At 33.7% G+C, this 12,017-nt stretch carries 10 protein-coding genes; all 10 read left to right on the forward strand.

The window, feature by feature from the left end; genetic code table 11:
• Positions 1–47: 47 nt before the first annotated feature.
• The gene (locus O0R46_RS02440; protein WP_269312003.1) at positions 48–1,616 is read left to right on the forward strand and encodes a class I adenylate-forming enzyme family protein; all 1,569 of its coding nucleotides are present in this window, start codon (positions 48–50) and stop codon (positions 1,614–1,616) included.
• 47 nt (positions 1,617–1,663) lie between these two features.
• Positions 1,664–2,902 carry a CaiB/BaiF CoA transferase family protein gene (locus O0R46_RS02445; protein ID WP_269312004.1) on the forward strand — a complete coding sequence of 413 codons (1,239 nt, stop codon included), beginning with the start codon at positions 1,664–1,666 and terminating at the stop codon, positions 2,900–2,902.
• 124 nt (positions 2,903–3,026) lie between these two features.
• Positions 3,027–3,815 carry an acyl-CoA dehydratase activase gene (locus O0R46_RS02450; RefSeq protein ID WP_269312005.1) on the forward strand — a complete coding sequence of 263 codons (789 nt, stop codon included), beginning with the start codon at positions 3,027–3,029 and terminating at the stop codon, positions 3,813–3,815.
• Positions 3,816–3,836: 21 nt separating this feature from the next.
• Positions 3,837–5,072 carry a 2-hydroxyacyl-CoA dehydratase subunit D gene (locus tag O0R46_RS02455; protein ID WP_269312006.1) on the forward strand — a complete coding sequence of 412 codons (1,236 nt, stop codon included), beginning with the start codon at positions 3,837–3,839 and terminating at the stop codon, positions 5,070–5,072.
• A 1-nt stretch (position 5,073) separates the two neighbouring features.
• Complete coding sequence (locus O0R46_RS02460) at positions 5,074–6,189, forward strand: 2-hydroxyacyl-CoA dehydratase subunit D (protein WP_269312007.1); 1,116 nt, start codon at positions 5,074–5,076, stop codon at positions 6,187–6,189.
• Between the two features lie 30 nt (positions 6,190–6,219).
• Positions 6,220–7,353, forward strand: coding sequence for an acyl-CoA dehydrogenase family protein (locus O0R46_RS02465; protein ID WP_269312008.1), 1,134 nt, complete (start codon positions 6,220–6,222; stop codon positions 7,351–7,353).
• 16 nt (positions 7,354–7,369) lie between these two features.
• Positions 7,370–8,161, forward strand: coding sequence for an electron transfer flavoprotein subunit beta/FixA family protein (locus O0R46_RS02470; protein ID WP_269312009.1), 792 nt, complete (start codon positions 7,370–7,372; stop codon positions 8,159–8,161).
• A 55-nt stretch (positions 8,162–8,216) separates the two neighbouring features.
• A complete protein-coding gene (locus tag O0R46_RS02475; RefSeq protein WP_269312010.1) occupies positions 8,217–9,224 on the forward strand; it encodes an electron transfer flavoprotein subunit alpha/FixB family protein in 1,008 nt (335 codons plus the stop codon).
• A 383-nt stretch (positions 9,225–9,607) separates the two neighbouring features.
• Positions 9,608–10,600 (forward strand): 2-hydroxyacid dehydrogenase, encoded by a 993-nt coding sequence (locus tag O0R46_RS02480; RefSeq protein WP_269312011.1) that lies wholly within the window; start codon positions 9,608–9,610, stop codon positions 10,598–10,600.
• A 49-nt stretch (positions 10,601–10,649) separates the two neighbouring features.
• Entirely contained in the window at positions 10,650–11,975 is a 1,326-nt protein-coding gene (gene brnQ / locus O0R46_RS02485) for a branched-chain amino acid transport system II carrier protein (RefSeq protein ID WP_269312012.1), read from the forward strand.
• The last annotated feature ends 42 nt before the right edge of the window (positions 11,976–12,017 follow it).

A 12,017-nucleotide genomic window follows, 5' to 3' on the forward strand; every position in this document is an offset into this window, starting at 1 on the left:
GGTGTATATGTGAATGAGATGCTTATATACCAAGCTTGGAGGAGTATATGGAATTAGTAAAGACAACACTATATCAATGTTTTGTTGATAGAGCTAAAGAAAGTCCGCACAAGCTTTTTATTGAAAATGGCGAAGAGAGTTTCACGTGGGAAAATGTTAATAATATAACCAACAAATTATCGGTTTTACTATATGAACAGGGTGTAAGAAAAGGTTCAAGAGTAGGATTGTATGGTACAAACAGTGCAAGCTGGATAATAGCATTTTTGGCGATTCAAAAAATTGGAGCATCTGCCGTACTAATTAATTCATGTTATAGAATAAATGAACTGGTTAATTGTATTGATATAGCTGACATACAGTATATTCTCTACACTAGAAGTTGTGAATGTTCTATGTATGATGAAACAATAAACAAGCTAAGATTAATGAGAAAATACAAGCATGTGAAATGTTTTAATATAGAGCACAGCTATAAAGAATGGATGAAAATAGAGGAAAAAACTATTAAACACGCTTTTAACAATATAGAATTTGAAAAAAGTGATTCACATGATATCTCTTGTGTTCTATTCACATCCGGTACAACAAATAATTGTAAGGGTGTATTATTAAGTCACTATTCCTTAATAAATAATGCACGTCAAGTTATTGAAGAGATGAAATGGTCACAAGATGATATAATGTGTTTAGTGGTTCCGTTATTTCATTGTTTTGGTGTGTCGGTAAGCTTGCTTACAAGTATAATTGTAGGTATGAAAATACAACTATTAGAGAAATATAGTACTATTGAAGTTTGCAAATCAATAGAAGAATACAAGTGTACAGTATTAAATGGGGTTCCAAGCATGTTTTTAGCTTTGGTAAGAAATCCAAGAATGCAAGAATTTGATTTATCAACTTTAAAAACTGGGATTATAGCTGGATCACCTATATATAAAGAAGAATATTTAGAAATATGCAACAAGTTACCAAGCTTAAATCTACAGACATCATATGGATTGACTGAAGCATCACCTTGTGTGACAATAGCAAAGTTTGATGACTCTATAGAAAAAAAATCGATTTCTGCTGGCAAGGTTATTGATAATGTAGAAGTAAAAATACTAGATAGTAATACTTTTGAAGAGTGTGGACCTAATGTAATCGGTGAGATATTTGTAAGGGGATATAATGTTACAAAAGGATATCTTACAAACGATCCAGTGGTTTGTGATGCCGTGATGCCTAATGGATGCTTAAAAACTGGGGATCTAGGATATTTAGATTCAGATAATTACCTATATATAGTAGGAAGAAGAAAAAATATGATAATAAGAGGTGGAGAAAATATATCGCCTTATGAAATAGAAGAATATATAAAAAAAGTTGATTCGAGACTTAATGTTTTAGTATTCGGTATAAAATCAGAAGTTTTGCAAGAGGAAATAGTAGCAACCATAGAAGGAAAGGATAACTCAGAACTAGTTGCAAAAATAAAAAATGAATTAAACAATTCTATTAGCAAGTATAAAATACCAAAGTTTATAGTCTTCATAGAAACGTTTCCTAAAACTTCGACAGGTAAGATTGACGAAAAAGAATTAAAAAGGCTTGTTAATGAAAAATTAAAATAAATATCATTAAGTAATTAATTATTATGTATATTGTGGGAGGTAAGGTAATGAGCACAAGAAAGAAACCATTAGAGGGAGTAAAAGTTATTGAACTAGCTACTTTTATAGCAGCAGCGACTACAGGAAGATTTTTAGCTGATTTAGGAGCTGATGTAATAAAAATTGAAAGTGCAAAGGGAGATCCGTTAAGATACACTGCACCTACAGAAGGAAGACCTCTAGATATGTATGAAAATACTACTTGGGAACTTGAAAATGCAAACAAAAGGTGTATATCTTTAAACATGAAAGATCCTAAAGGTAAAGAAGCATTTTTTAAATTATTAGATGGTGCTGACATACTTATAACTAACTGGAGAGTACAGGCTTTACAAAGAGCTGGTTTAGATTATGAAACTCTAAAGGTTAAATATCCAAGTCTAGTATATGCTATGTGTACAGGATATGGTGAATATGGTCCAGACAAAGATTTACCAGGATTTGATTTTACTGCTTTCTTTGCAAGAGGCGGTTACTTAGAAAACCTAAGACAAAAGACAGATGTTCCAATGAATGTTGTTCCAGGGTTAGGCGACCATAATGTTGGAATTAATCTAGCTGCTGGTGTATTAGCTGCTTTATATCATGCTAAACTAACTGGCGAAGGAGAAAAGGTTGAAACAAGCTTGTTTGAGAGTGCAATATTTAATATGGGTATGATGGTACAGGCTGCTCAATATCCTGACTATGGAGTAAAATATCCAATAAACATCAGTGAAGCAAACAATCCGCTAAATGCATGTTGGCTTACTAGTGATGGTAGATACGTACAGACTTGTATGCCTGACTACAATACGTACTTCAAAAAATTCACTGCCGCATTAGGAATAGGTGAATATGGTGAAGATGAAAAATATTACCCTGTACAGAATCTTATAGAAAATAAATTAGGAACTGATATATACAGTAAGATAATGGCTGCATTTGGTACTAAAGAATATAAAGAATGGGAAAAAATACTAACAGAAGCAGATATTCCATTTGCACTAGCTAAAAACTGGGAAGAATTATTGGAAGATGAACAAGCTTGGGCAAATGATTGTTTCTATAAAATGAAATATCCAAAAGGGGAAAGAGTATTAGTTAAGCATCCAGTAAAATATCAAGAAATGGGACCTACTCCATATGATAGAGGTCCATTCATTGGTGAACATGGTATTGAAATATTAAGCGAATTAGGATATAACAAAGAAGACATAGACGCAATGCTAGCAGATAAGACATTATACGTTTGGGAAGACAAATAAGAAACTTTTATTCTTTGAGTATTACTAATTATGTTGAGTAGGAAATAGAGTATTGGTTATCTGATTTAGAGGGGTCTAAATCAGATACCAATTGTTGGGGAAAAAATCAAAGAGAGGTAAAAAAATGAGTGATATTTTTACATTAGGAATCGATATTGGTTCTACATCTTCAAAATGCGTAATGCTAAAGAATGGTAAAGAAATAGTTGGAGAAGGCGTAGTTAATCTAGGTGCTGGAACAAAAGGCGCTGATCAAGTAATTGAGCAAGTAATTGAACAATCTGGAGTGAAATTTGAAGATATAGATGTAATCGTATCTACAGGTTATGGAAGAAACAGTTACGAGGGTGCTAAAAAGACAATGAGTGAGCTTAGCTGCCATGCAAAAGGTGGTACTTTCATATTTGGGAAAGTAGGCACAATAATAGACATAGGTGGTCAAGATATTAAAGTATTAAAGCTTAATCCAAATGGTCAACTTACAAATTTCTTAATGAATGATAAATGTGCAGCAGGTACAGGAAGATTTCTAGAAGTTATGTCTGGAGTCTTGGATGTAAAATTAGAAGAGCTTGGAGAATTAGATAAAAAGTCAACTGAAAAGACTCCAATAAGTTCTACATGTACTGTTTTTGCTGAATCAGAGGTTATTTCTTGCATGGCAAAGAAAATACCGATTCCAAATATAATAAGAGGTATACATGCTTCTGTTGCTACAAGAGTAGCGGGATTGGCAAAAAGAGGTGGGCTAAGTCAACCGGTTGCAATGACAGGTGGAGTAACAAAAAATTCAGGAATTGTAAGAGCTTTAAGTGAAGAATTAGATTGTGAAATTAAAATTTCACCAGATTCACAGATGGCAGGTGCAATTGGAGCTGCTTTATACGCGTACGAAGAACATCAAAAAAACTAGGTTTAGGAAAGGAGCTTTATCATGAGTAATACAGAAATGGTTGAAGAAAAGCCAGCAAAAGTGTTGTTAGGTGAAATAGTTGCGAAACACTATCAAGAAGCATGGGATGCAAAAAACAGAGGCGAAAAAGTTGGCTGGTGCGCATCTAACTTCCCACAGGAAATACTGGAAACAATGGATATCAAAGTAGTTTATCCTGAAAATCAGGCGGCTGCTATATCTGCAAAAGGTGGAGGACAGAGAATGTGCGAAACTGCTGAAAATGCAGGATATTCAAATGATATATGTGCTTATGCTAGAATAAGTTTAGCATATATGGATGTCAAAGATGCTCCAGAACTTAACATGCCGCAGCCAGATTTCGTAGCGTGCTGTAACAATATTTGTAACTGTATGATTAAATGGTATGAAAATATAGCTAAAGAACTAGATATACCTCTGATTCTAATAGATGTACCATACAATGATGAATATGAAGCAGGAGATGATAGAGTAGAATACTTAAAGGGTCAGTTCGATCATGCTATTAAACAGTTAGAAGATATAACTGGAAAAAAATGGGATGATAAGAGATTTGAAAAAGTAATGGAAATATCTCAAAGAACTGGTAAAGCTTGGCTAGAAGCTACTGGGTATGCTAAATATACTCCATCACCATTCAGTGGATTTGATGTATTTAATCACATGGCTGTTGCAGTTTGTGCAAGAGGTAAAGAAGAATCAGCAATAGCGTTTGAAAAATTAACAAAAGAATTCGAAGAAAATGTTAAGACAGGTAAGTCAACATTTAAGGGTGAAGAAAAATATAGAATAATATTTGAAGGTATAGCATGTTGGCCACATCTAAGACATACATTTAAGCAGTTAAAAGATGGCGGTGTGAATGTTTGTGGTACTGTATATGCTGATGCATTCGGATATATATATAATAATACTTATGAATTAATGCAGGCATATTGTGGAACACCTAATGCAATTTCATATGAAAGATCATTAGATATGAGATTAAAATTAGTTGAAGAAAATAATATTGACGGTATGTTAGTCCACATCAATAGAAGCTGTAAGCAGTGGAGTGGTATCATGTATGAAATGGAAAGAGAATTCAGAGAAAGAACTGGTTTACCAACAGCAACATTTGATGGTGATCAAGCTGATCCAAGAAACTTCTCAGACGCACAGTATGATACTAGAGTTCAAGGTTTAATTGAAGTCATGGAAGCTAATAAAGCAGCAAAGATGAAAGGGGAACATTAAGATGAGTATAGATGCACTATTAAATAAATTAGATGTATGTCCATTAGAACAACTAGATAAATATGTTTCAGCTGGAGAGAAAGTAATAGGTTGGACTGGACCATATGCCCCAGAGGAACTAGTTTATGCAGCTGGAATGATCCCAATGGGAATTTGGGGAGCAGAAGGAGACGTTACACTTTCAAAAGAATATTTCCCAGCTTTCTATGCTTCTCCAATACTTAGAACTATGGACTTAGGATTGGAAGGTAAGCTAGACAAAATGTCAGGGATGATTTTACCAGGTTTAAGTGATGGTCTTAAAGGTCTTAGCCAAAACTGGAGAAGAGCTGTAAAAAATGTTCCTGCATTATATATTGGATATGGGCAGAATAGAAAGATAGATGCTGGTATAGAATACAATAAAAAGCAGTATATCAAATTAATTGCTAAATTGGAAGAAATATCAGGAGCTAAGATTGAAGAAGCTAAAGTTGAGGAAGCTATAGTACTTTACAATAAGCATAGAAAGGCTATGCAGGAATTTAGTTCATTAGTAGCGACTCATTTAAATACAATGACACCATCAAAGAGAATAATAGTAATGAATAGTGCATTACACTTTGATAAGGAAGAACATTTAGAAATATTAGAAGAAATAAATAAAGAACTAAAAGAAATGCCAGAAGAAAAATTTGAAGGCAAGAAGATAGTTACAACTGGTGTTTTAGGAAACAGCCCTGATATGTTAAAAATACTTGAAAGTTTTAACTTAGGCATAGTTGATGATAATATTAACCATGAGTCAGGACAGTTTGATTATTTAGTTGATGAAGGTACTGACGATCCAATTAGAGCTTTAGCTAAGTGGATTTCAGATATAGAAGGAAGTACATTCTTGTATGATCCAGATAAGCTAAGAGGAAAGATAATAATAGAAAAGGTTAAAAAACACAATGCAAACGGTGTTATATACCTAATGACTAAGTTTAGCGATTCTGATGAGTTCGATTACCCAATAATCAAGAAAGAACTTGATGAAGCTGGAATATTAAATATTTTAGTTGAAGTAGATCAGCAAATGACTAACTTCGAACAAGCAAAGACTGCATTGCAGACATTTGCAGATATGATTTAGTAAAAAGTTAAAATTTTAAGGAGGCAATCTATGATTTTCGAAAAAGAACACGAGTTAGTTCGTCAGCTAGCAAAAGAATTTGCTGAAAAAGAAATAAAACCAACTGCTGAAGAAGTTGATGAAACAGGCGAATTCCCAATGGAAATTTATAAAAAAATGGCTGAAGCAGGATTTTTAGGTATAAAGATACCTCAACAATATGGTGGATCTGGTGGAGATCACCGTTCGTATGCAATAGTTATGGAAGAATTATCTAAGGCATCAGGTGTATCAACTATATGGATATCATCACCAAACTCATTACAGTCTACACCTATATTAAGAGATGGTACTGAAGAACAAAAAGAAAAATACCTTAGACCAATGGTAACAGGTGAAAAAATGTTTGCATTCGGTCTTACTGAACCAGGTGCGGGTTCAGATGCAGCTTCTATATTAACTACTGCAGTTAAAGATGGAGACGATTATATACTTAATGGTAGAAAAACATTCATAACTGGTGCTCCAGTATCAGATTATGTAATAATATTCGCTAAAACTAACCCTGAAATGGGTGTTAAGGGAATCTCTACTTTTGTGGTAGACTCTAAACTAGAAGGTGTATCTTTTGGTAAACCAGAACATAAAATGGGTATGATAGGTTGCCCTACTAGTGACGTAGTACTAGAAAACGTAAGGGTTTCTAAAGATGCTATGTTAGGTAAAGAAGGTAAGGGATTCATCAATGCAATGAAGACATTAAGTGTTGGTAGACTAGGAATTGCTTGTCAGGCATTAGGACTTGCTGAAGGTGCAATGGAAGAAGCGCTTAAGTATATCAAGGCTAGACAGCAGTTTGGTAAATCATTAGCAAAATTCCAGAATACTCAGTTCATAATCGCTGAAATGGAAACAAAAATTACAGCTATGCGCCACCTTGTATATGATGCAGCTTACAAAATGGATTTAGGACAGCCAGCAGATAAAGAAGCATCTATGGCTAAACTATTCGCTACTGAAGAAGCTAAATGGGTAATAGATAAGGCATTACAGCTTCATGGTGGATACGGATATGTCAAGGAATATCCAATTGAAAGAATCTACAGAGACATAAGAGTAACTTCAATTTATGAAGGTACTTCAGAAGTTCAGAAGATGGTAATAGCATCAAACGTATTGAAATAAGGGGAGGTAAAAATAGATGAAAATAGTTGTTTGCATAAAGCAAGTACCAGATACAACAGAGGTAAAACTAGACCCTGTTAAGAATACATTGATTCGTGATGGAGTACCTAGTATTATTAACCCTGATGATAAAGCAGGTTTAGAATTAGCATTACAGATAAAAGAAGAAGTGCCAGGAAGTACATTAACAGTAGTGTCAATGGGACCTCCACAGGCAGAAGTTGCTCTAAGAGAAGCTTTGGCTATGGGTTGTGATGATGCAATATTACTTTCTGATAGAGCTTTCGGTGGTGCAGATACTTGGGCTACTTCTACTACAATAGCAGGAGCTTTAAAGAACATAGATTACGATATTATAATAGCAGGAAGACAAGCTATCGATGGTGATACAGCTCAAGTTGGACCACAGATAGCTGAACACCTTGGAATTCCTCAAGTTTCATACGTTGAAGAATTAAAGGTTGAAGGAGACAAGTTTATAGTTAAGAGACAATTTGAAGATAGATATCACATAGTTGAATTACAGTCACCTTGTCTAATAACTACATTAGCAGAAGGAATAACTCCAAGATATATGTCAATAGCAGGAATATTCAATGCTTATAAAAAGGACGTAACAGTTTGGGGACTAAAAGACATCGAAGACAATTTAAATATTGAACATATCGGTTTAAAGGGTTCACCTACAAATGTTAAAAAATCATTTACAAAGCAAGCTAAAGGTCAGGGAGTTAAATTAGAAGGTTTAAGCCCAGAAGAAGCAGCAGATGCAATATTAGCTAAGCTACAAGAAAAATATTTTATATAAGAACGTGAAACTTTAATAAGATAAGATAATATATAATTGAAAGGAAGATTACCTAATGAACAAAGATATTTATGTAATAGTTGAACAGGTAGACGGTGTCATCCAAAAAGTAGGCATCGAACTAATTGGTATAGCTAGTAAACTAGCTGCTGACTTAGATCAGAAAGTAGTAGCAGTAGTGCTTGGAGATAAAATAAAAGATCATGCACCTATGTTAATTTCACATGGTGCTGAGAGAGTTATTTGTATAGAAGACCCAATGTTGGCAGTATATGCTACAGAACCATATACAAAGGCAATAAATGCTTTAATAGAAGATAAAAAACCTAACATTGTTCTATTTGGTGCTACATCAATAGGAAGAGACTTGGCTCCTAGAGTATCAGCAAGAGTTCATACAGGACTTACAGCTGACTGTACTAAGTTAGAAATAGATGAAGAATCTAAATTATTATTAATGACAAGGCCAGCTTTTGGTGGTAACATCATGGCTACAATAGTTTGTAAAGAATTTAGACCACAAATGGCAACTGTAAGACCTGGTGTTATGCAGGCTCTACCAAAAGATTCATCAAGAACTGGAGAAATTGAAAACTTCATAGTAGACTTTACTCCAGAAGATATGAATATAAAAATAAGAGAAGTTGTAAAATCAGCTCACAATGCTGTAGATATAACTGAATCAAAAGTTCTTATTTCTGGTGGCAAGGGTATAGGAAGCCCTGAATACTTTGATGTATTAAAAGAACTTGCTGATGAATTAGGCGGATTAGTAACTTCATCAAGAGCGAATGTTGATGCTGGTTGGATAGGAAGAGAAAGACAGGTTGGACAGACTGGTAAGACTGTAAGACCAGATTTATATATGGCTTGTGGTATATCAGGTGCTATACAGCATCTAGCTGGTATGGAAGATTCTGAGTATATAATAGCTATAAACAAGGATGCACATGCACCAATATTCGGTGTTGCTGATTTAGGTATTGTTGGTGATGTTAAGCAGATAATGCCAATATTAATAGAAAAAGTAAGAGCTTTAAAAGCTGCAAAGGGAGATATGTAATAAAAAATGATAGAAAAGTTTCATCATTGTTTTCAAATCAAATCATATCAAAAGTAAACAAAATATTTAAAAATTATAAACATTTTGTTTAATATAATAAAAAATGTTTATAAAAGTAAAAAAAAATATTAAATGTGTTGAAAAATACACAAACTTGTAGTACAATATACCTAGGATGATTGAGTTCTAGGTATATGCTACAAGAAGAATTTTTAGAATATTCTTTTTAATTTGTAATTTTAAAGGATTTGAAACTCAGTTTGAATTTGAAAATTATTTATTAATATTTTTGATTATTAACAATGATGTTGAAAAAATTTTTGACATATTGGTTAACAAAATAACAAAATTCTAAATTGTGGTAAATACCAAGGGGGTACGTAATGGTAAAGGTTAGAGTAACATGTAACAAAAACATTATTGAAAGATTCGGAGTTAAAAAGCCAGAAGGATGGGATTTCCAGTATATTAACTATCCTTGTTCGGATGAAGAGTTAGTTGCTCAGTGTAAGGATGCAGATATAATATTCTGTGGTCCAGTTGATTTTTTTAGAAAAGAAGTTATTGATCAGCTAGAAAACTGCAAATTGATACAATCACTAGGTGTTGGCTTTGACAAGATAGACCTAAATGCTACTAAAGAAAAAGGTATTTATGTTTGCAATAATAGAGCTGTTAATGCTGTACCAGTTGCTGAATTAGCACTAGGGCACATGATTTCTTCTTTAAGAAGAATGCCAGAAGCTGATGCTAAGATAAAAGCTGGTGGGGTTGACGGATTTAATGAAAGTTTTAGAGACTATCAGGTTAAAGGACAGAGTGAATTATCTTCAAGAACAATAGGACTTGTTGGTTTGGGAGCTATAGGTAAAGCTGCTGTTAGAATGCTAAAAGCATTTGGATGCAAAGTAGTTTACTATGATGTATTCAGAGCTGATGAAGCTTACGAAATAGAAAATGATCTTGAATTCTGTACTTACGATGAAATACTTGAAAAATGTGACATTATCTCTTACCATGTTCCAGTTCTTGACTCAACTAGAAATATGGTTCGTAAAGAAACAATTGAAAAAATGAAACAAGATGCGATTATTGTTAACGTTGCAAGAGGAGAAATAGTAAATAATGAAGATTTAGCAGAGGCATTAAACAACGGAAGAATCTTTGCTGGATTAGATGTTATTGCTCCAGAACCTCCAACTGCAGATCATCCACTATTTAACTTAACTGATGCTGGTAAGGCTAGATTATCAATCACTCCTCACATTGCAGGAACAACTGATGATGCATTCATTAGAATGTCTCAGTGGTCTTATGATAACATGGTTAAAGTTATGAACGGCGAAAGACCAAACAACGTAGTTAATGGTCTTTAATTAACAAACGGCTTAGGCCTATAATTTTTATATTAGAAGGTGAATGACTATGGAAATTAACAAGAAAGACGTTATAATTTGTGGATTTGCATTATTTGCAATATTCTTCGGTGCAGGTAACTTGATTTTCCCTCCATACCTAGGTGTTATGGCTGGAGATAAGTGGTATGTAGCAATGATAGCTTTCTTACTATCAGATCCAGTTCTTCCAATACTTGGTGTTATCGTAACAGCAAGACTAGGTGGTAGAGCAGATGATTTAGGTAAGAGAGTTAGCCCAGCATTTGCAAAGCTAATAGGAACAATTGCCATATTGACAATAGGACCGTTCTTTGCAATACCAAGAACAGGTGCTACTACTCATGAAATATTTATTAGACCAATATTCCCAAGTGTTCCAATTTGGGCTACTTGTATAGTATTCTTTGGTATAACATTATTTATTACATTAAAGCCTGGTAAAGTTATCGATATAATAGGTAAGTATCTTACTCCAATATTATTAATTATACTCGCAGTAATAATAATTATGTCAATAGTAAGTCCTCCAGATGCAAAAGTTAGTACTGGTGCACCTTCACTATTTGCTACAGGGTTTAAAGAAGGATACCAAACAATGGATGCTCTTGGGTCTCCGCTAATGGCAGGTATTGTTATATCTGACTTACTAAGACGTGGATATGCAGATAAAGAATTACAATTCAAAACAAGTATTCAGGTTGGTATAGTTGCATTTATATTACTAGCATTAGTATACGGTGGCTTAACATATGCTGGAGCAACAGTTGGAGGTCACTTTAATGCTCAAACTGAAAGAACTGCTTTATTTATAGGTATGGTTGAATTATTATTAGGAAAAGCTGGTAAAATTGCAATGGGACTTGCAGTTGCCTTAGCTTGTTTGACAACTTCAACAGGTCTTGCATCTACTTGTGGTAACTATTTCGATTCAATTACAGGTGGTAAGTTATCTTATAGAAATGTTGTAATCGTAGCAGTAGCAATAGCTTTTGTACTATCATTGATAGGTGTTGATGGCCTTATTACAATTGCTGTTCCTATACTTTCAGCTATATATCCAGTTATAATAGTACTTATCATAATGTCAATATTCGATAGAAAGATTAAATACAACTGGACTTACACAGGTGCTGTAATAGGTGCTTTTGGAGTAGGTTTGCTTGAAGCAATAAATCTTTTCTCAGTAATGAGAGGTGGAAAATTACTAGCTGGGCCAGTAGAAGCTATAAAAGCTTTGCCACTTGGAAATTTAGGATTTGAATGGGTTATACCTGCTATTATATGTTCGATTATACTTACTCTTGTAAGTATGTTTGCAAAAGTAGGAAAAACTATAAACGATCCAATAGATTAATTCACAAAAATTTTAATAATATAATGTTAGGACCCTTACTGG

The organism is Peptostreptococcus equinus, assembly GCF_027125355.1.
Taxonomy (GTDB): domain Bacteria; phylum Bacillota; class Clostridia; order Peptostreptococcales; family Peptostreptococcaceae; genus Peptostreptococcus; species Peptostreptococcus equinus.